At 62.7% G+C, this 21473-nt stretch carries 15 protein-coding genes, 1 tRNA gene and 1 pseudogene; 1 reads left to right on the top strand and 16 read right to left on the bottom strand.

Annotated features, from left to right (window positions below):
- Positions 1–18: 18 nt before the first annotated feature.
- From CWS72_RS25660 to CWS72_RS25615, 10 genes and pseudogenes are all read right to left on the bottom strand, one after another.
- On the bottom strand, positions 19–3318 hold the full coding sequence (locus CWS72_RS25660; RefSeq protein WP_101253517.1) for an efflux RND transporter permease subunit: 3300 nt from the start codon (positions 3316–3318) through the stop codon (positions 19–21).
- Positions 3315–6413 carry an MdtB/MuxB family multidrug efflux RND transporter permease subunit gene (locus CWS72_RS25655; RefSeq protein WP_101253516.1) on the bottom strand — a complete coding sequence of 1033 codons (3099 nt, stop codon included), beginning with the start codon at positions 6411–6413 and terminating at the stop codon, positions 3315–3317. The genes CWS72_RS25660 and CWS72_RS25655 overlap by 4 nt, the downstream gene beginning before the upstream one ends.
- Positions 6414–6670: 257 nt before the next feature.
- The gene (locus CWS72_RS25645) at positions 6671–7993 is read right to left on the bottom strand and encodes an MdtA/MuxA family multidrug efflux RND transporter periplasmic adaptor subunit (RefSeq protein ID WP_101253514.1); all 1323 of its coding nucleotides are present in this window, start codon (positions 7991–7993) and stop codon (positions 6671–6673) included.
- A 275-nt stretch (positions 7994–8268) separates the two neighbouring features.
- Positions 8269–8353 (bottom strand) — tRNA-Leu (locus CWS72_RS25640).
- A 116-nt stretch (positions 8354–8469) separates the two neighbouring features.
- On the bottom strand, positions 8470–8718 hold the full coding sequence (locus CWS72_RS25635) for a hypothetical protein (RefSeq protein ID WP_101253513.1): 249 nt from the start codon (positions 8716–8718) through the stop codon (positions 8470–8472).
- A 22-nt stretch (positions 8719–8740) separates the two neighbouring features.
- The gene (locus CWS72_RS25630; RefSeq protein WP_101253512.1) at positions 8741–9499 is read right to left on the bottom strand and encodes a competence/damage-inducible protein A; all 759 of its coding nucleotides are present in this window, start codon (positions 9497–9499) and stop codon (positions 8741–8743) included.
- Between the two features lie 29 nt (positions 9500–9528).
- Positions 9529–10005 carry an 8-oxo-dGTP diphosphatase MutT gene (gene mutT / locus CWS72_RS28855; RefSeq protein ID WP_420824087.1) on the bottom strand — a complete coding sequence of 159 codons (477 nt, stop codon included), beginning with the start codon at positions 10003–10005 and terminating at the stop codon, positions 9529–9531.
- Positions 10006–10041: 36 nt separating this feature from the next.
- Positions 10042–10518, bottom strand: a pseudogene (locus CWS72_RS28850) (GNAT family N-acetyltransferase); the annotation flags it as partial.
- Positions 10499–11728: a bifunctional glutamate N-acetyltransferase/amino-acid acetyltransferase ArgJ gene (argJ, locus tag CWS72_RS25620; protein ID WP_101253510.1), complete on the bottom strand. Its 1230-nt coding sequence runs from the start codon at positions 11726–11728 to the stop codon at positions 10499–10501. The pseudogene CWS72_RS28850 and the gene argJ, both read right to left, overlap by 20 nt.
- 32 nt (positions 11729–11760) lie before the next feature.
- On the bottom strand, positions 11761–12603 hold the full coding sequence (locus tag CWS72_RS25615; protein ID WP_101253509.1) for a peptidylprolyl isomerase: 843 nt from the start codon (positions 12601–12603) through the stop codon (positions 11761–11763).
- Between the two features lie 312 nt (positions 12604–12915).
- On the opposite strand from CWS72_RS25615, the gene secA reads away from it, so the two are divergent.
- The gene (gene secA, locus CWS72_RS25610) at positions 12916–15639 is read left to right on the top strand and encodes a preprotein translocase subunit SecA (RefSeq protein WP_101253508.1); all 2724 of its coding nucleotides are present in this window, start codon (positions 12916–12918) and stop codon (positions 15637–15639) included.
- Between the two features lie 480 nt (positions 15640–16119).
- Here secA and rpmB read toward each other — a convergent pair whose 3' ends face one another.
- The 6 genes from rpmB to meaB form a co-directional block, all read right to left on the bottom strand.
- Complete coding sequence (gene rpmB, locus CWS72_RS25605) at positions 16120–16416, bottom strand: 50S ribosomal protein L28 (RefSeq protein WP_101253507.1); 297 nt, start codon at positions 16414–16416, stop codon at positions 16120–16122.
- 102 nt (positions 16417–16518) lie between these two features.
- Positions 16519–17085 carry a protein phosphatase CheZ gene (locus CWS72_RS25600; protein WP_101253506.1) on the bottom strand — a complete coding sequence of 189 codons (567 nt, stop codon included), beginning with the start codon at positions 17083–17085 and terminating at the stop codon, positions 16519–16521.
- Between the two features lie 123 nt (positions 17086–17208).
- On the bottom strand, positions 17209–17529 hold the full coding sequence (locus CWS72_RS25595) for a hypothetical protein (RefSeq protein ID WP_101253505.1): 321 nt from the start codon (positions 17527–17529) through the stop codon (positions 17209–17211).
- A gap of 187 nt (positions 17530–17716) precedes the next feature.
- Complete coding sequence (locus CWS72_RS25590) at positions 17717–19567, bottom strand: ABCB family ABC transporter ATP-binding protein/permease (RefSeq protein WP_101253504.1); 1851 nt, start codon at positions 19565–19567, stop codon at positions 17717–17719.
- Positions 19568–19685: 118 nt separating this feature from the next.
- Positions 19686–20261, bottom strand: coding sequence for a hypothetical protein (locus CWS72_RS25585; protein ID WP_101253503.1), 576 nt, complete (start codon positions 20259–20261; stop codon positions 19686–19688).
- 38 nt (positions 20262–20299) lie between these two features.
- Complete coding sequence (gene meaB, locus CWS72_RS25580) at positions 20300–21370, bottom strand: methylmalonyl Co-A mutase-associated GTPase MeaB (RefSeq protein ID WP_101253502.1); 1071 nt, start codon at positions 21368–21370, stop codon at positions 20300–20302.
- Between the last annotated feature and the right edge of the window lie 103 nt (positions 21371–21473).

Raw genomic sequence — 21473 nt, 5'->3', positions numbered from 1 at the left:
TCAATTTGTTGTCTTGAGTTATCCCTGGGTTGGCGCCGTTCGTCCGAGCGTCCTGCGGTCACGGCGACGTTGCCCCCAATGCCGCAGACGATCCATGTAAAGATAAACCACGGGCGTGGTGTAAAGGGTCAACAACTGGCTGACGATCAGGCCGCCGACGATCGAGATGCCCAGGGGTTGGCGCATTTCCGCACCTTCGCCATGACCCAACGCCAATGGCAGGGCTCCCAGCAGGGCAACCATGGTGGTCATCATGATCGGCCGAAACCGCAAAAGACAGGCCTGGCGGATGGCATCGACCGGTTCCAAACCTTGGACCCGTTCGGCATCAAGGGCGAAATCGATCATCATGATGGCGTTCTTCTTGACGATGCCGATCAACAAAATCACTCCGATCAAGGCGATAATGCTGAACTCCGTGTTGCAGACCAACAGGGCCAGCACCGCACCGACGCCAGCCGACGGCAAGGTCGAGAGGATGGTGATCGGATGGATGTAACTCTCGTAGAGGACGCCCAGAACGATATAGACGGCCAGCAGGGCCGCCAGAATGAGAATCGGCTCATTGGACAGCGAATCCCGGAAGGCCTTGGCCGTTCCCTGGAAACTGCCATGGATGGAGGCGGGGACGCCGATCTCCCGCATGGTGCGCTCGATCGCATCGACCGCATCGCTCAGAGATTTGCCGGGCGGCAGGTTGAAGGACAGGGTGCTGGCGGCGAAATGCCCCTGGTGGGCGACCGCCAGCGGCGTGGTGCCCGGACCGTAATGGGCGACGGCGGAAAGCGGCACCATCGTTTCGGCCGACGTGCTTACCGCCGCGCCCGTCGAGGCGCTGCCCCGGCCGCTGTTGGCCAGTTGGTTGGTCGCCTGGTTGCGCGCCGTGTCGGCGGCGACCTGTTTGGCCGAAGAGGAACCGCTCGACGACGACGTCGCGGTGGTGGTCGTCTTGAAGGTCCCGGCCACCGCGTTGGTCGCCTGCGTGCCGCCGACCGACCCGCCGGAGGTGCTGATAAACAGCTCGTTGAGGGTTTCCGGGCTTTGCCAGTACTGCGGCGCCACCTCCATGATCACATGATATTGGTTGAGCGGATTGTAGATGGTCGACACCTGGCGCTGGCCGAAAGCGTCGTAAAGGGTGTTGTCGATCTGGCTCGCGGTCAGCTTGAGGCGCGAAGCCGTCGGACGGTCGATTTGCAGATCGGTCTCCAGGCCCTTGTCCTGTTGGTCGGAATTGACATCGGCCAGCTCGGGCAAATGACCGAGCGCCTGGGCGAGCTTGGGCGCCCAGGTCTGCAGTTCGGACAATTCGTCGGCCTGCAAGGTATACTGGTATTGGGCATTGGCGCTCCGCCCGCCCTGGCGAATATCCTGCACCGCCTGCAAGAATAGCGAAGCGCCCGGTACTTGCGCGAGCTGGCCGCGCAGCCGGCCGATCACCTTGTCGACCGGCAGATCCCGTTCGGAAAGGGGCTTCAGGGCGACGTAAACGAATCCGCCATTGGTCTGCCCTCCCCCGGTGAAGCCGACGATATTGGCCACCGCCGGGTCGCTTTTGATGATGTTGACGAATGCCACCAGCTTCTGGCGCATCGATTGGAACGAAATGCTCTGATCGGCCTGGATGCCGCCGACCATCGCGCCGGTATCCTGTTGCGGGAAGAACCCCTTGGGAACGATGGAAAACAGATAGCCGTTAAGGCCGACGGTGGCCACCAACACCAGCAGGGTCAGACGCCGATGGCGAAGCGCCGTCCCCAGCGTCCGTTCATATTCGTGCAGCATACCTTCGAAAACGCGCTCGCTCAGTCGAAACAGCCGCGACCGGCGTCCCGCCGGCCGATGGCGAAGCAGCAGCGAACACATCATCGGCGTGGTGGTCATGGACACCACCAGCGAAACCAGGATGGCCACCGACAAGGTCACGGCGAATTCACGGAACAGGCGTCCGACGATCCCCCCCATCAGCAGGATGGGAATGAAGACCGCCACCAGCGAAAGACTCATGGACAGGACGGTGAAGCCGACTTCCCGCGCCCCCAGCAGGGCGGCCTTCATCCGCGGCATCCCCGCCTCGATATGGCGGACGGCGTTTTCCAACACGACGATGGCGTCGTCGACGACGAAACCGGTGCCGACGGTCAAGGCCATCAGCGACAGATTGTCGAGACTGTAGTCCAACAGATACATGGCGCCGAAGGTGCCGATGAGGGAGACCGGCACGGCGACGGACGGGATCAGCGTCGCCCGCCAATCGCGCAGAAACAGGAACACGACCAGGATCACCAGGACCAGCGAGATCAGCAAGGTGCGCTCGACGTCGCGCAACGAGGCGCGGATCGTCGTCGTGCGATCCATCGGAACCGCCATGTCGATATCGGCCGGTATCGACGCCTTGAGCTGCGGCAGCAAGGCCCGCAAGCGGTCGACCGTCTCGATGATATTGGCGCTGGGCTGCCGGGTGAGGACGATCAGAACGGAAGGCTGTCCGTTGGCCAATCCCTGATTGCGCAGATCTTCGACCGAATCGACCACGTCGGCGACGTCGGACAGCCGAACCGCGGCTCCGTTGCGATAGGCGATGACCAGCGGCCGGTATTGCTCGGCCGTCCTGGCCTGGTCATTGGTATAGATCTGGTAATGCCGCCCCTCCTCCTCGATCGCCCCTTTCGGCGCATTGGCATTGGCCGATGCCAGGGCGGCCCGCACATCTTCAAGGCCGATCGCATATTTGAACAGGGCATGGGGATTAATCTCGACGCGCACCGCCGGCAGCGAACTGCCGCCGATACTGACCTGACCGACCCCCTCGACCTGCGACAGCTTTTGCTGGAGGACCGTCGCCGCCGAATCGTAAAGCTGTCCCTGGGTCAAGGTTCTTGAGGTCAGGGCGATGATCATGATCGGCGCGTCGGCGGGATTGACCTTGCGATAGGTGGGATTGCTCTTGAGGCTGGCCGGCAAGTCGGCACGCGCCGCATTGATCGCCGCCTGCACGTCGCGCGCCGCGCCGTCGATGTCGCGATTGAGGCCGAACTGCAAGGTGATGCGGGTCGACCCGACCGAACTCGACGAGGTCATCTCGGTGACATCGGCGATCTGCCCGAGATGGCGCTCCAACGGCGTGGCCACGCTGGTCGCCATGGTCTCCGGGCTGGCGCCGGCCATCGACGCCTGCACCGAGATCGTCGGGATATCGATCTGCGGCAACGGGGAAACGGGCAGCAGGAAAAAGGCGATGGCGCCGGCCAGGGCGACGCCCAGGGTCAAAAGGGTGGTGGCGACCGGCCGGGCGATGAACAGGGCCGACAGATTCATGGCGCCGCCCGCTCCTCGCCGTCGTCGGCACGATGGAAACGACGGGCCAATTTATCGAAGGCCAGATAGATCACCGGCGTGGTGAACAGCGTCAGCACCTGGCTGACGATCAGGCCGCCGACGATCGAGACGCCAAGCGGATGACGCAGCTCCGAACCGGTCCCGGTTCCGACCATCAGGGGCAAGGCGCCGAGCAGCGCGGCCATGGTGGTCATCAGGATGGGACGGAAGCGCAGCAGGCAGGCCTGATGGATCGCCTCACGCGGCGACTTGCCTTGATGGCGTTCGGCCTCGAGGGCGAAATCCACCATCATGATGCCGTTCTTCTTGACGATGCCCATCAAGAGAATGATGCCGATGATGCCGATGACGCCGAGATCGCTCTTCACCGCCATCAAGGCCAGCAGGGCGCCGATGCCGGCCGCCGGCAAGGTGGACAGGATGGTCACCGGATGGATGAAACTTTCATAGAGAACCCCCAGCACGATGTACATCGTGACCAGCGCCGCCAGGATGAGAAACACCTCATTGGACAGCGACGACCGAAACGCCAATGCGGCGCCTTGATAGTTGGTCATCACGCTGTCCGGCAGACCGATGTCCTTTTCCGCCTGCTGGATCGCTTCAACCGCGTCCCCCAGTGATGCCCCCGGGGCCAGATTGAACGACAGACTGGTGGCAGGAAACTGGCCCAGATGATTGATCTGCAGCGGAACCGTCTGTTCGATAACGGAAACGATGGTCGACAGCGGCACCTGGCCGCCGGCGGCCGACGGCAGATAGAGGGAGGCCAGCGATTTCAGGGTGGTTTGAGCCTCCGGGTCGGCTTCGAGGATCACCCGATACTGGTTCGACTGGGTGAAGATGGTCGAGACGATGCGTTGGCCGAAGGCGTCATAAAGCGCGTTGTCGACGGTGGCCGGCGTAATGCCGAAACGGCCCGCCGTGTCGCGGTCGATCTTGATATAGGCCGACAGGCCGCGTTCCTGCGCGTTGCTGGAGACGTCGGCCAATTCCGGTTGGGCGGACAGGCGCTCGACCAACCGGGGAACCCACAGCGCCAGCTCTTCCGGATTGGCATCCTCGAGCACGAATTGATATTGGGCGCGGCTCACATTGGCATCGATGGTCAGATCCTGCACCGGCTGCATGTAAAGGCTGATTCCGGTGACATCGGCGGTCTCCCGCTGCAAGCGCCGGATCACCTCGCTGGCGCTGGCGTCGCGCTGATTCTTTGGTTTCAGATTGATGAGAAAGCGCCCGTTGTTGAGCGTGGTGTTGGCCCCGTCGACACCGATGAAGGAAGACAGGCTCTCGACGTCGGGATCTTTCAAAACGGCCTCGGCCAGTGCCTGCTGGCGTTCCGCCATGGTCGCATAGGACACCGATTGGCCGGCTTCCGAAATGCCCTGGATCAGCCCCGTGTCCTGAACGGGAAAGAAGCCTTTGGGGATCATCACATAGAGCAGCGCCGTCAAGCCGAGCGTGGCGAGGGCGACCGTCAGGGTCAACCGGGCATGGTCGAGCACCCAATCCAGCCAGCGGCCATAGCCGCCGACCAGCCCGTCGAACCAGCCTTGCGCCCAGCGATTGGCCGCCGTCTCCCGTTCGGGCGGCCGGTGATGCAACAGCTTGGCGCACAGCATGGGAACCAAGGTCAGCGACACCACGGCGGATATCAAAATGGTCACCGCGAGAGTGATGGCGAATTCGCGAAACAGGCGGCCCACCACATCGCCCATGAACAGCAGCGGGATCAGAACCGCGATCAGGGAGATGGTCAGGGAGACGATGGTGAAGCCGATCTCCTCGGACCCCTTCAAGGCCGCCTGCAGCGGCGTCTCCCCCTGCTCGATATATCGGGAAATGTTTTCGATCATCACGATGGCGTCGTCGACGACGAAGCCGGTGGCGACGGTCAGCGCCATCAGCGACAGATTGTTCACCGAAAATCCGGCCAGATACATGACGCCGAAGGTACCAACCAGCGAAAGGGGCACCGACAGGCTGGGAATGAGGGTCGCCGGGACGTTCCGCAGAAACAGGAAGATGACCAGCACCACCAGCACGATCGAAAGGCCCAACTCGAACTCGACATCGTTTACCGAGGCGCGAATGGTGTTCGTTCGATCGGTGAGAATGGAGACGTCGACGGCGGAGGGCATCGCCGCCCGCAGGCTGGGGAGCAGCGCGTTGATGCTGTCGGCGACCTCGATCACATTGGCGCCCGGCTGGCGCTGGATATTGATGATGACCGCCGGGCTGCTATTCATCCAGGCGCCCAATTTGCTGTTTTCGGCGCCATTGACCACCTTCGCCACGTCCGAGAGACGGACCGGAGCGCCGTTCTTATAGGCGACGACGATCCCGTTGTACTCGTCGGCGCTTTTCAGCTGGTCATTGGCGTTGATGGTATATGCCCGTGTCGGCCCATCGAAATTGCCCTTGGGCGTATTGACATTGGCGGTGCCGATGGTGGTGCGCAAATCATCGATATTGAGGCCATAGGCGGCCAGCGCCTGGAGATTGGCCTGGACGCGGACGGCCGGCCGCTGGCCACCGCTGATGCTCACCAGACCGACACCCGGCAATTGCGAGATCTTCTGCGCCAGACGGGTATCCGCCAGATCCTCGACCTGCGTCAAAGGCATGGTCTTCGACGTCACCGCCAGGGTCAATATCGGCGCGTCGGCGGGATTGACCTTGGCATAGATGGGAGGGGCCGGCAGATCCGACGGCAGCAGGTTGCCGGCCGCGTTGATCGCCGCCTGCACCTCCTGTTCGGCGATATCGAGGCTCAAATTGAGCCCGAACTGCAAGGTGATGACCGAAGCGCCGGCCGAGCTTGCCGAGGACATCTGGTTGAGGCTGGGCATCTGCCCGAACTGGCGCTCAAGAGGAGCGGTCACCGCCGAGGTCATCACCTCGGGGCTGGCGCCCGGATAAAAGGTCTGCACCTGGATGGTCGGATAGTCCACCTCGGGCAGCGCCGAGATCGGCAGGAATTTGAAAGCCACCAGGCCGACCAGAAGGATCGCCACCATCAACAGGGAGGTCGCGACGGGACGCAGGATGAAGGGACGCGAAGGACTCATCGGTCGTTTTCCTGGAGGTGCCGAAACGGGTGCGCCGCTTCACCGGTGATGCGTTCTTGACGTTCCGACACCTTATGTCTCCTTCCCGGCGGCCCGGTCGTCAGTTACCGCTAACCAAAAGACGTCATGCCCGGCCTTGAGCCGGGCATCCACGTCCCAGAACAAGTCTCCGTCGTCCGCTCCCACCGCGTGGATGGCCGTGTCAAGCACGGCCATGACGGTTTCTGGGGCCATCACACGATATCCCGGACAGGTCCCTACTCCTTGCGGCGACGATGTTCGGCACCGGACGCGCCGTCGCGTTTACCCGAATGGTCATCGGGCGTTGCCGCACCGCTCCCCGTCTCCCGGCCTTTCGCGGGTATTTGAGCCTTGGCCGTCGGCAAGGTCACTTGCGCTCCTTCACGCAGCTTGTCGCCGCCATCGACGACGACGTTGTCCCCCGGTTCGACCCCCGATGTGACGGCGACCCTCTCGCCGGCCGAGGGTCCAAGCGTGACCGGGCGGACGGTGACGGTGTTGTCGGGCTTCACCAGATAGACATAGGTTCCCGGCGCGCCGCGCTGAACGGCGGCCGTCGGGACGACGACGGCGTCCTTCAGCGTGTCGACCAGAAGCCGGGTATTGACGAACTGATTGGGAAACAGCATGCCGTCGGCATTGTCGAACTGGGCGCGCAGTTTGACGGTGCCGGTGGTGGTGTCGATCTGGTTGTCGACGGTCAACAGGCGGCCGGAGGCCAATTGGAGAGTCTGGGCGCGATCGAAGACCGTCACGGGAAGGCTGGCGCCGTCATGCAGACGTTTCAACACCGCCGGCAGATTGTCCTCGGCCAAGGTGAACAGAACGGTGATCGGCTGCATCTGCGTGATCACCACGATACCGCTGGTGTCGCTGGTCTGGACATAGTTGCCCGGATCGACCTGGCGCAGGCCGACGCGACCGGTCGCCGGGGCGACGATATGGCAATAGACGAGATTGAGCTTGGCATTGTTGACCTGGGCCTTGTCGGTTTCCACCGTCCCCCGATATTGCTCGACCAGGGCTTCCTGGGTATCCAGGGTCTGGCGGGCGATGGAATCCTGGGCGACCAGGGTCTTGTATCGGGCGAGATTGACCTCGGCGTCCTTGAGCAAGGCCTGATCCCGCTGCAACTGGCCCGCATATTGCGCAAGGGCCAACTGATAGGGACGAGGATCGATCTGGGCCAGGAAATCGCCGGCCTTCACCATCTGGCCTTCCCGGAAGGCGACCTCCGTCAGTTGGCCGGCGATTTGCGTCTTCACGGTGACGGTCGCCAGGGGCGTGACCGTTCCCAGGGCGTTCAGCGTGATGGCGATGTCGCCCTTTTCGGCGGGCACGGCCACCACCGGCACCGGGCCGGAGAAACGACCGGCCCGCCCCTGCGGAGAGGAAGGAGCTGTCTGCGGCCGGAAGACGACCCAGCCCAAGGTGCCGAGCAGAAGAGCGATCAGCACGCCCCAGATCAGACGGCGCAACCACCGCCGCCCCTTGACCGGCCCCCCCCGCATTGAGCCGGGAAGCCCCTGATGCATATCCTTGCCCTGCACGTCGTTCATTCCGCACCGTCTGAGATCGCTGTTGCCGAAGCACGACGGAATGCGCGCCTCTCGCTTATCGGGAGCCAAACCTAGCCTGATCCCGTTTCCCGTCAATGACCGCCTTTCGATCCGCCGGTCACGAAATATTTCTTAACGTGGGGAAACAAGCCGTAACGCAAGGACGGGAGCGGATGGCCGAGCTAATCCGGCGACGCCCCTTGACCGGGGAACCATCCGAAATCCGTGTCCAGCGGAAGTATCCGGCACCAATGGTGACCCGAGGCATGTGCCGGTGGTGGGGGCGACGGGACTTGAACCCGTAAAGCCGAAGCCGAGCGATTTTAAGTCGCTTGCGTTTACCAATTTCGCCACGCCCCCGTTGCCCCGCCGCGCACCGGTCGCTGGCGGCGAAGCGGCAAGACGTTAGCCTGCACCGGATGAGGCCGCAAGAGGTCAACCGCGCCGAACGGCGATCCGGGTGGGAAACCGCATGATCAATTCTCGTCCCGGCCCAGTCCCATGACGCCGACCCCCATGGCGATACTGCCGAAAGTGGCCAGCAGTCCGAAAAAGAACAGCCCCAGCGTCAACAGGCCGTCTTGGGATTCGAAGGCCAGGCTGCGCAGATGGCCGATGTCGAAATAGAGCACCAAGGCGCCGAACAGAAGCGCGCCGGCCATGCCGAACAGCATGTGCCGGAGCAGGAAGACGATGATCGTCCGTTCGTGGCGCAGCAATTTCATTGACGCCTCTTCAGGAATGTCTTCAGCGCGGCGGCTGGCTTTCCTCTTCGATGCCGGCACCAAGGCCTTGGGCCATCAGCGCGACTTCGTGCGAGACCCGCTCGACCACCGCCGGATCGGTACCGCGCGTGACGATCACCGTTCCGTACCGGCCTTCCCGGTTGAAGGGATAACTGCCGATTTCGACGTCGGGCCGCCGCTCCTGAAGCTGGCGCAGACCGTCGGCGATCACACCCTCGCCCGCGTGAATGGTGACGCTCTTGGAAACCATTTTGGCGCCGCCCTTCAGGCTGCCGCGAATCCCGTCGAACATGGCCTGCATGATCTTCGGAACGCCGGCCATGACGAAAACATTGTCGACCCGGAATCCCGGCGCGTGGCTGACCGGATTGTCGATGAGCTCGCCCCCGTCCGGGATATTGGCCATCCTGAGACGGGCCTCGTTCAAATTCTCGGGCTTGATCTGGCGCAGAAGACATTCGACGGCCCGGGGATCGCGTTTAAGCGCGACGCCGAAAGCCTTGGCGATGCACTCCGCCGTGATGTCGTCATGGGTCGGACCGATGCCCCCGGTGGTGAAAACATAAGTATTGGCGGCGCGCAGTTCGTTGACGGTCTTGATGATGGCCGCCTCGTCATCGGCGACGACGCGCACTTCCTTCAAGCGCACACCCGCCTCGTTCAGACCGAGGGCGATATATTGCAGGTTGGCGTCCTGGGTTCGCCCGGAAAGCACCTCGTTACCGATGATGACCAGGGCCGCCGTCACTTCCTCGACCATTTCCGCCTCTCTTTGAGCAAAACACTCCGTTACAGCCAGTCGCGCAACTGCGCGACCAAAGGGATATCGGCTGGCGGCATAGGATAATCCCCCAGACGCGATGGAGCCACCCAGGTCAGCGTCTGCCCCTCGCGGGGGGAGGGCATGCCCAGCCAACGCCGGCAGGCATAGAGCGGCATCAGAAGATGGAAGGCGTCGTAGTCATGCGAGGCGAAAGCCAACGGCGCCAGACATGACTGCGAAACGTCGATCCCCAGTTCTTCCTTCAGTTCGCGCACCAGGGCGGCTTCCGGCGTTTCGCCGGCCTGCAGCTTGCCCCCCGGAAATTCCCACTGTCCGGCCATCGATTTTCCCGCCGGACGCTGAGCCAGCAACACCCGGCCGTCGACGTCGATGAGGGCGGCGGCGGCCACCAGCAGGATCGGCCTGCTCTGCCGCCGGGACTGCCAGGCGGCACGGTCGAGAAGCAGGAAATCGTGATCCGCCGTCCTGCCGCGCGCCGGCATGTCGATCCGGCGGCTTTCCTCGAAAACGAACCCCGCCTTGTCGAGAACCCGCCGCGACGCCTTGTTTTCGGGAAGGACCGAGGCCCAGGCGGCATCGATGCCGAAATTATCGAACAGCAGCCTTAAACACCGCGCCAGAGCTTCCGAAGCATATCCCCGTCCCCAGACGGCGCGACCGAACCAATAGCCGATCTCGGCGCGGCCCGCCTGAAACGAGCAGCCGACGCATCCCGCCAGGCTTCGCTCGAGCCGATCCTCCACGGCGAAGACCACGGCGCGGCCCTCGGCGCTTTCGCTTTCCACCTTGGCGATGAACTCGCGGGCGTTCCGGCGGTCATAAGGAAAAGGGATGTTCGAGGTGTTGCGCACCACATCCCAGTCACCGAGCAGACGGACCACCGCGTCCGCGTCTTCCGGCATCATCCGGCGAAGACGCAGACGGGCGGTTTCAAGCGGCGTTCCCCGCCAGCCGCGATCGGCCGACAGGCAACCGTCAGGTGCGGTAGGATCCATTGATATCGATATAGGCGTGGGTCAAATCGCAGGTCCAGACCGTGGCCTTGCCGCGCCCGACCCCGACATCGACGTCGAAGACGATGTCCGTGCCTTTCATATGCGCGGCAACCGGGCCTTCGTCGTAACCGGAAACCACCTGGCCGTTTTCGGCCACGGACACGCCGCCGATGGCAATGTTCAAGCGGTCGCGGTCGGCCGCCTCACCCGATTTTCCCACCGCCATGACGATGCGGCCCCAGTTGGCGTCCTCGCCGGCGACGGCGGTCTTGACCAGGGGCGAGTTGGCGATGGCCAGGCCGATCTTCTTGGCCGCCCGGGCACTGGCCGCCCCGGTCACACTAATTTTCACGAATTTGCTGGCACCCTCGCCATCCTTGACCACCTGGAGAGCGAGATCGAGCAGCAGATCCTCGAACTTCTTCTTGAAATCGCGCAGCAACGGATCGGCGGCCGTCTCGATCCGGGGATGCGCCGTCTTGCCGGTGGCGAAGGCCAGCAGGGTATCGCTGGTCGAGGTGTCGGAATCGACGGTGATCGAATTGAAGGACTTGTCGGCCCCCTTGGCCAGCAAGGCTTGCAACACCGGGGCCGGCAGGGCGGCATCGGTGAAGACATAGGCCAGCATGGTCGCCATATCGGGCGCGATCATGCCGGCGCCCTTGCAGAAGCCGTTGATGCGGACGGGAACCCCGCCGATCTTGGCCGTGCGGGTGGCCTTCTTCGGATAGGTGTCGGTGGTGAGAATGGCCCGCGCGGCGTCGTCCCAGCCGTTTTCGGACAGTTTGCCCACCACCTGCCCCAGCGCCTGGGTGATCTTCGAATCGTCCAGCGGCACGCCGATGGTACCGGTCGAGGAGATGAACACTTCCTCCGGCCGGCAGCCGGCGGCCTTCGCCGCCGCTTCGACGGTGCGCCGCACCGAGGCGACGCCCACCGAACCGGTGAAGGCGTTGGCGTTTCCGGAATTGACCACGACCAGGCGGGCCTGGCCGTGGGCAAGGGCCTCGCGGCACCACAGAACCGGCGCCGACGCCGTCAGCGATTTGGTGAACACGCCGGCGACGGTGGTCCCCGGATCCAATTCCGCCACCATCAGATCGGTTCGCCCCTGATATCGCAGGCCACAAGCGTGCGAAGCCAGACGAACTCCGGCCAGCGGCGACAAACTGACACTGACCTTGGGAGCGAGCGGAGAAATGGTGGACATGGTCCTGGATCCTTAGAGGGTTGACGCGGGAATTACTGTTTGACCTTTTCGACCAGCGGCGAGCCGTCGAGGTTGAATTTCTTCACCTGGGCCGACTTCTTCAGGCCGTCGATCACCTTCTGGACGTCCTGCTGGGCCAGCTCGTTCTTGATCGCGCCCTTCGAGTCCTCATAGGACGGAGGCGCCGCCATACGATGCTCCCCGGCCTTGATGACATGCCAGCCGAACTGGGTCTTCACCGGCGTTTCGGTGATCTCGCCCGGCTTCAGCTTGAAGGCCGCGTCGGAAAATTCCGGAACGGTGTCGCCCTTGCCGATAAAACCGAGATCTCCGCCGTTCGACGAGCCGGAGGGATCCTTGGTCTTGGCCTTGGCCTCGTCTTCGAATTTGACGCCGGACTTCAGGTCGGCGATCACCGTCTTCGCGGCCTCTTCCGTCTCGACGAGGATGTGGCTGACCTTGACCTCTTCCTTCGGCTGATAGGACTTCTTCAATTCCTCGTAGCGCTTCTTCATGGCGTCTTCGGAAATATCGGAATCGACCCGCTTGGCCAGGAAAGCCTGCTGAAGGATCCGCGCCTGGGCGTCCTTGAACGCGGCCTTGACCTGCGGATCATCCTCAAGCTTCTGCTTCTTGGCCTGATCGAGCAGCAATTGCGCGGTCACCACATGGTCGAGCAACTGGTCATAGACCATTTCAAGCGGCATCTGGCGGAGCTGGGGAATGCCCTGCTGCGCGTCGATAACGGCCGAACGATGAATGTCCTTGCCATTGACCGAAGCAACGACGGGGTCGGCGTCCGCGGCCAGAACAGGCATGGCCACAGCCGCCATCAGCGCGGCAAGCGCAGCGACACGCACGTTACGATGGATCATCGGGGTATTTCCTTTTCGTATTCGAACGATTCGAGGTACGGACGGCCGACGGCGGCCCGGACAGGAACTCTACGGTTGGCATAATGCACAACCTTGATCCACGCACAAGCGCCGAAACGGCGATTATTCTTTATAAATATAAGTCGCCCTCAAGCGCCGGATGGTCCGCCCCGCCGCTGGAGGGCGACTTATATATGCATCAACCGATTGCCTCGAACCCGGGCGATCGGTTGACAGAACTGCCTCCGGGCTCTATGTGTGTGACCGTCCGGAAAAAGGCCACCACGCCTTCCATTCATCGAGGTTTACCGCATGTTCGGCGCCATCGCACGACGGGTCTTCGGCACCGCTAATGACCGTCTGCTCAAGACTTTCAAAGCCCAGGTCGCGGCTATCAACGCGCTGGAATCCCAGCTTCAGGCTCTGTCCGACGACGAGCTGCGCGGCCGCACCGCCTTGCTGCGCGAGCGCCTTGAAAAAGGCGAGACCGAGGACGACATCCTGGTCGACGCCTTCGCCACCGTGCGCGAAGCGGCGCGGCGCACCCTCGGCCAGCGGCATTTCGACGTACAGCTTCTGGGCGGCCTGGTGCTGCACAAAGGCATGATCGCCGAGATGCGCACCGGTGAAGGCAAAACCCTGGTTTCAACCCTGGCCGCCTACCTGAACGCCATTTCCGGCAAGGGCGTGCATGTGGTGACGGTCAACGATTACCTGGCCAAGCGCGATTCCGAGTGGATGGGCCAGATCTTCCGTTTTCTCGGATTGTCGGTCGGCGTCATCGTCCATGACCTGAACGACGTCGAGCGGCAGGCGGCCTACGGCGCCGACATCACCTACGGCACCAACAACGAATTCGGCTTCGACTATCTTCGCGACAATATGAAATTCCGTCTCGAGGAAATGGTTCAGCGGCCGTTCCATTTCGCCATCGTCGACGAGGTCGATTCGATCCTGATCGACGAGGCCCGCACGCCCTTGATCATTTCCGGCCCGACCGAGGACAATTCCGAGCTGTATCAGCGGGTCGACAAGCTGATTCCGCAACTGGCCGACGATGATTTCGAGAAGGACGAGAAAGCCCGTTCCGTCAACCTGACCGAGGCGGGCGTCGAACATATCGAGGCCATGCTGACCGAAATCGGGTTGCTTAAAAGCGGCAATCTCTACGACGTGCAGAACGTCAATCTGGTGCACCACGTCAATCAGGCACTGCGCGCCCATAAGCTGTTCACCCGCGATGTCGACTATATCGTCACGGACGACAAGGTGGTGATCATCGACGAATTCACCGGCCGCATGATGGAGGGTCGGCGTTATTCGGAAGGCCTGCATCAGGCGCTGGAGGCCAAGGAAACGGTGACCATCCAGAACGAGAACCAGACGCTGGCCTCGATCACCTTCCAGAATTATTTCCGCCTCTATCCGAAACTCTCCGGCATGACCGGCACGGCGATGACCGAGGCCTCGGAATTCGCCGAGATCTACAATCTCGACGTGGTCGATATTCCGACCAATCTGCCGGTCCAGCGCAAGGACGCCGACGACGAAGTCTATCGGACCGCGCGCGAGAAATTCGACGCCATCGTCGAACTGGTGGCGGAATGCCGCGAGCGGCGCCAGCCCGTCCTGGTGGGCACCGTCTCCATCGAGAAATCCGAAATGCTCTCGGAGCTTCTGAAGAAGAAGAAGATCCCGCACGAGGTTCTGAACGCCCGGCATCATGAACGAGAGGCCTATATCGTCTCCCTGGCCGGCGTCCCCGGCGGGGTGACCATCGCCACCAACATGGCTGGCCGCGGCACCGACATTCAGTTGGGCGGCAATCTGGACATGCGGTTGCGCCATGAGCTGGCCAACATCGCCGACGAAGCCGAACGGGCGCGGCTGACAGCGGCCATCAAGGCCGAAGTCGAAGAAGGCAAGGCCGTGGCGCTGGCCGCCGGCGGACTTTATGTGATCGGCACCGAACGTCACGAAAGCCGGCGCATCGACAACCAGCTTCGCGGCCGCTCGGGACGCCAGGGCGATCCCGGCGCCTCGAAGTTCTTCCTGTCGCTGGAAGACGATCTGATGCGCATCTTCGGCTCCCAGCGCATGGACGGCATGCTCCAGAAGCTGGGTCTGCAGGAGGGCGAGGCGATCGTCCATCCGTGGATCAACAAGGCGTTGGAAAAGGCTCAGCAGAAGGTCGAGGCCCGCAACTTCGACATCCGCAAAAATCTGCTGAAGTTCGACGACGTGATGAACGACCAGCGCAAGGTCATCTACGAACAGCGCAAAGAGCTGATGAGCGCCACCGACGTGTCGCAGACCATCATCGACATGCGTCACGAGGCCAGCGAGGACCTCGTCAACAAATGCATTCCCCCGCGGGCCTATCCCGAGCAGTGGGACGTCAATGGGCTGCATGAAGACATTGTGCGCGTCTTCAACATGGACCTGCCCATCGAGGAATGGAGCAAGGAAGACGGCATCGCCGATCAGGAGATCCATCATCGCGTCATCGAGGCGACCGATCGCAAGATGGCTGAAAAGGCTGCCAATTACGGCCCGGACATCATGCGGATGGTGGAAAAGAGCCTGTTGTTGCAGGTACTCGACCAGGCCTGGAAGGACCACCTTCTGACGCTTGACCACCTGCGGCAGGGAATCGGTCTCAGGGCTTACGGCCAGCGCGACCCGCTGAACGAATATAAGCGCGAGGCCTTCAACCTGTTCGAGGAGATGCTTGTCCTGCTCCGCGAAAAGATCACCTCGCTTCTGGCCCATATCGAGCTGCGCGTCGAGGCCGATCCCGAGGAACTGGCTCCCCCGCGACCGAGGGGCCCGATGATCGAAAGCCGCGAGGACCCAGCCTTCGCCGATGCCGAAAGGCAGGCTGACGCGGCTGCGGCCGGCCTCCAGCAGCAGCCGATGCGCACCGCGGCGGTCAATCCGGCGGATCCGGAAACCTGGGCCTCCACCTCCCGCAACGCCCCCTGCCCCTGCGGTTCCGGCAAGAAATACAAGCACTGCCACGGCGCGGTGAACTGACGCGAAACCGCCGGACCTTCAGGGCCCGGAGCGGCGTAGAGTTGCCCTTCTCTCCTCGTGGGAGACGGGGTCGGCAGACGCAAGTCCTGTCGTTCGCGCAAAAGCCCCAAAGACGAAAAAATCGTTCAGCGGCACCGGCGTCCCTGCCCATAAGCGCTCGGATTAAGAAAAATCTCCCCTCGCCCGCTTTGCGGGAGAGGGGACGAGCGTAAGCGAGTGGGGTGAGGGGATTTACGCGCGTCGAGCGCGGAAAAAGTGTGCAGAAACAAACAGGTCTTTCTGTCGCGCGGACGCGCGTACCCCTCACCCGGCCGCTAAAGCGGCCACCCTCTCCCGCAAAGCGGGCGAGGGTTAAACTAGCGCCTTATGGGCAGGGGACGCCGGTGCCACTCTGTTTTATCAGGCAGCAGACGAAGAAGGCCCGCCTCCCTTGAAGGAGGCGGGCCTTAATTCATCAAACCCCAGCGTCGGCTGGACGTCTCAGGCGGCGACCTGCTTTTCGAGAGCGCGCTGGATGCGGCGCTTCAGGCGCAGGGCCTCGGAGGTCAGCTTGCTGTCGTTGACCGACAGGAGATAGGAGTCGATACCACCGTTATGCTCGATGGTCTTCAGACCGTTCGTCGAAACGCGCAAACGCACCGACTGGTTCAAGGCGTCGCTGAGCACGGCCGTCTCCTGCAGATTGGGCAGAAAGCGACGACGGGTTCTGTTGTTGGCGTGGCTGACATTGTTGCCAGTCAACACACCCTTGCCGGTAACGACACAACGACGCGACATGAGAGATACCTTCTTCTTCAAACCAAACAGATGCCGGGAAGCCGGGTTTTTACGGCGTGAACACTACCCCGTCAAGGAGAATCTGTGATGGAGGGATGGGGGTCAGCCGAACAGTTTGTCGATATCGTCCTGACTGAACAGTTTGTCGACCTCGGCCTGGGTATGGGCCACACCGTCCCGCTGCGGGCCGTGCAACAGGGTCTTGTCCTCGTCGACCGGGTTGGCCTCCTGCTCCTGCTTCACCTCCTCGACGACCTTGGCAAGCTCCTCCTTGCCCCACATGCGAACCATCGAAGTTATCCGCTCTTCGATGAATTTCAGCGAATTGACCACCCGGGTGATGCGTTGTCCGGTGAGATCCTGAAAGGAGCAGGCCTCGAAGACCTGATTGCTCCGTTCGGAGATGCGCCCGCAGACGGCAAGAACGGCGGGGTCCTTGCTCTGGCGCAATTCACCGACGATCTCCTCGATAGCCTCCATGCTTTCAAGGATCGTGTTACTCGCCGTTTCGGTATTTTCGACGATGGCGTCCAGCGTGTCGGCCATCGTGACGAAGCTTCCGGCGTCATCACCCTGCAGGACGGCAAGTTCACGGCGCATCTTATTCATATGCCCGAACAGACCGACCAGTTCCTTCTTAAGCCGGTCCTCTTCCTGTATGGAAATCATCCAAGACCCCAAGTCATGCGAAGCCGTCCGCCCAAAAGGCAGGAACAACATGCCCCGATATGATTTCTAAGCCTTCCGCCCCCCCATGTCGAGAGAGGCTTGCAACGTCTCCGGCAACTTGGGTCATCCGTCTTTGCCCACGTCTTCCTTCAAAAGAGCCTTCATCGCCGTCGCCACCAGCTTGCCGCGCGTCTCGTCATCCAGGTCGGCCAGGATCTTTTGCTTGGCGGCCCGCACCTGCATGGCCTGGCGGATCAATTCGGCGCGATCGGGCGTCACCAGCCCTTGCGCCCCTTTCTGCGCCTCGGCGATAGCCTGGTCGCGAGCCGCGAAGGGCGATTTGGTTTTGTCACCACCCGTTCCAAGCTGGATTTGACCGACGACCTTCTGCGCGTCCTTGGTCAGAACCAGTCCGGCGAGCGCCCTGCCGATAAATTTGAACATGCCATTCCTCAATTCCCTCCAGACGAATGTTAGGTCTTGTCGCGCCACCATTGCAACAACCCCGCGAAGCGCCCAGGGCAATCGGGTGAACCCGCTTGCCCTGGTTTAAATCCTTGCCCCTCAAGACGCCGGGCGGCGGACATCCGTCCGCCTCGGGCTTCCTCCGCCGAAGCGCGCCAGGGCAATCTCAGGGCATGACCTCCTCGGCCATGGCCTGGGCCAGCTCCGCCTGCAGGAAGGCCGTCTCCTGCTGCCTGCGCCACATGCCGGCGTAGATCCCCCCGGCGGCCAGCAATGCGGCGTGCCGTCCGCGTTCCACCACCCGCCCCTTGTCGAGCACCAGGATCTCGTCGGCATCGACCACCGTCGACAGGCGATGGGCGATCATCAGGGTGGTTCTGTTCTCGGCCACTTCGCGAAGAGAAATCTGGATCTCCCGTTCCGTCTGGGTATCGAGGGCCGAGGTCGCCTCGTCGAACAGCAGGATCGGCGGTCCTTTCAGAATGGTGCGGGCAATGGCCACCCGCTGCTTTTCGCCCCCCGACAGTTTCAGGCCCCGCTCGCCGACCCGCGTGTCGTAGCCGTCCGGCAGCGAGACGACGAAATCGTGAATCCGGGCGAGCCGTGCCGCCGCTTCCACCTCCTCGCGGGGCGCGCCGGGACGGCCATAGGCGACGTTGTAATAGATCGTGTCGTTGAACAGCACCGTATCCTGGGGAACGATGCCGATGGCCGCGCGCAGCGAGGCCTGGGTGACCCCGCGGACGTCCTGTCCATCGATCAGGACGCGGCCTCGCGAAACATCGTAGAAACGAAACAGAAGCCGCGAGATCGTGCTCTTGCCGGCCCCCGATGGACCGACGATGGCCAGGCTTTTGCCGGGCGGCACGACGAAACTGACGCCCTTCAGGATTTCCCGCTCCGGACCGTAACCGAAATGCACGTCCTCGAAGACCACGCCGCCGTCCGCCGCCACCAGGGCCGGCGCGCCCGGCGCGTCGGAGATCTCCTTCGGCTCCGCCAGAAGGGAGAACATCTCCTCCATATCGATCAGGGAGCGCTTGATCTCGCGATAGATGAAGCCCAGGGCGTTGAGCTGCAGGTAAAGCTGGATCAGGTAGGTGTTGACCAGGACGAAGTCGCCGACCCGCAGATTTCCGTCCGCCACCCCGTAGGCCGCCATCACCATCATCGCCGTCGCGCCCAGGGCGATGATGGCGCCCTGGGCAAGATTGAGGAGCGAGACGGAGCCTTTGACCTGAATGGCGGCCCGTTCGTACCGCCGCAAGGTCCGGTCGTATCGGCGGGCCTCGTGCTCCTCGTTGCCGAAATATTTGACGGTCTCGTAATTGATCAGGGAATCGATCGCCTGGGTATTGGCCTCCTGCCCCGATTCGTTGGCGCTGCGCAGGAACTTGATCCGCCAATTGGTGATCCAGAAGGTGACGCCGACATAGACGACGATAGTGGCAACCGTCACCAGGGGAAAGCGCGCGTCATAGAGAGTCCACAGCATGGCGCAGACCAGGCCGATCTCCAGCAACGTCGGCAGAATGGAGAACAACAGGGCGTTGAGCAGGAATTCGATGCCCCGGGTCCCCCGTTCGATGGCCTGGTTCAAGCCGCCGGTCTGCCGGTCGAGGTGGAATCGCAGGGCCATGCCGTGCAGATGGCGGAAAACCTCGAGCCCGATGGTGTGGATGGCCCGTTGGCCGACCTTGGAAAACAGCACGTCCCGCAGTTCGCCGAAACTTTGCGCCAGCACCCGCGCCGCGCCATAGGCGAGGACCAATCCCACCGGCACGGCGATCACGGCTTGCGCCGGCGACAGGGCGTCGACCGCCTGCTTGAAGATCACCGGCACCCCGACATTCAGCAGCTTGGCGAGAATCAGGAACAACAGCGATCCGACGACCCGCAGGCGCAGTTCCAGGCTCCCGGGCCACAGATAGGGGGCCAAAGCCTTCAAGGTACCGAGATCGCCGGCCTTGCCGCTGTAAGTGGCGACGGGCTGGCCGGATAGGGGGCGACGTCTCATGGCTGGTCAGATGTTCCTGTTCGCATGACGACGCACCTCGTCGTCCAGACGGCCCGATGGTCCCCAGAACCATAGATAATAGGAAGCCCGGCCCGCCCTGCCCAGGGTTATGGCGTCCCTATTCCCATTCGGCGTGATTGCCGCTGTCGATAACGTCGAGTTTACCACCCTTGCAGGCCGGACAGGGTTCCATGCGTTCGAGGTAATAATCGAACGGCACCAGCCGGCCGGTACAATTGGGATGGATGTAATAGACGAAGGGGCTGGTCAGGATGCTTTCCTCGGTCGGCCGGGCGGCATTGGCGGCGGTGGAGCGGATATCGCCGAACGTCAGTCCCTCGATCTGCCCGAACATGTCGGGGGCGATCATCAGGACGGCCTCGTCGGCATGGGCGGCGATCCAGTCGGCGACGCGCTCGCTGTCCGGCGCGGATTGCGCCGCCAGGGTTTGCAGGCGGGCGAAATGTTCGGGGTTCATCACCCGGGCATAGGTCGACATTTTGCCGGTCGACAGACAGACCATCGGCCACAGTTCCAGGCCCTGGCCGCGGAACTGCCGTCCCGTCCCCACCATGAACTCTTCCTGCCAGTCGCCGCAGCCCAAAGTGACGTAGCCGCCGGCCCAGGCGCCGCCCGCCCAAACGCAGGCCAATGCCGACAGGGTAACGGCGGCGATGCAACGCCTCAGGATCATCCGAGCTCTCCGGTGTCTGTTGACCGGTCGGAATAGTCTCAGCCGGCCAGGCCGACGTCCAGGCCGAACATTTTCAAAAGATCGAGCACCGCCAGCGGAACCGTCACCGCACCGCTTTCGACATCCGCCGAAATCTGCGGCAGCCGGGCCTGAACATCGGGATGATGCTTCATGGCGTCCAACAATTTATCCTCGATCAGACTCCACATCCATTTGATCCGCTGGCTCCGGCGGACCGCCTCAAGCTCACCCGACTCGCTGAAGATGCGTTGGTGATCGGCGATGCGATCCCACAATTCCGCCAGGCCGATGCCGGTCAGGCCGCTGATCTTCAGGACCGGAGGACGCCAGTTGGGGCTTGACGGGGTCATGATATGCAGAGCATTGGCATAATGCTGCCGGGCCATATCGGCCTGCCGTTCGTTGTCGCCCTCGCATTTGTTGACGGCGATCAGATCGGCCAGTTCGAGAACGCCCTTCTTGATCCCCTGCAATTCGTCGCCGGCGCCCGGCAGCATGAGAACCAGGAAGAAATCGGTCATGTCGGCGACCACCGTCTCGTTCTGACCGGCGCCCACGGTTTCGACCAGAACGACGTCATAGCCGGCGGCCTCCATGACCAGCATGGTCTCCCGCGTGGTGCGGGTGACCCCGCCCAGCCGTCCCGAGGAGGGCGAGGGGCGGATATAGGCCTGGGGATTGTTGGCCAGGGTTTCCATCCGGGTCTTGTCGCCCAGGATGGATCCGCCGCTGCGGCTGGAACTGGGATCGACGGCCAGGACGGCGACCTTATGCCCCTTCTCGATCAGAAGAGTGCCGAATTTTTCGATAAAGGTGCTCTTGCCGACCCCCGGAACGCCGGTGATCCCGATACGATGCGCCTTGCCGCCATGGGGAGCGAGACGCACCAGCAGGTCCTGGGCCAGCTTCTGATGATCGGGATTGATGCTTTCGACCAGCGATATGGCCCGCGCCAAGCGACCGCGGTCGCCTGACAGGACCCCCTCGACATAATCGTCGAGGGACAGTGTGGCGCGCTTGGCGCGCCACACTTGCCGGTCGTTGGGTGGCGTGACGGAGACTCTCCCGGTGTCGACCGAAAGCGTCATTGAGCCGCCGCCGGTTCGAAGCCGAGGTTGACCATGAGCTTGATGAGGACGTCCTTGGCGGCGTCCGAGATCATGGTTCCGGGCGGGAAGATGGATGCGGCGC

It is taken from the genome of Telmatospirillum siberiense, assembly GCF_002845745.1.
In the GTDB taxonomy this organism is placed as follows: domain Bacteria; phylum Pseudomonadota; class Alphaproteobacteria; order Rhodospirillales; family Magnetospirillaceae; genus Telmatospirillum; species Telmatospirillum siberiense.
This window is presented reverse-complemented; position numbering and strand designations above follow the sequence as displayed.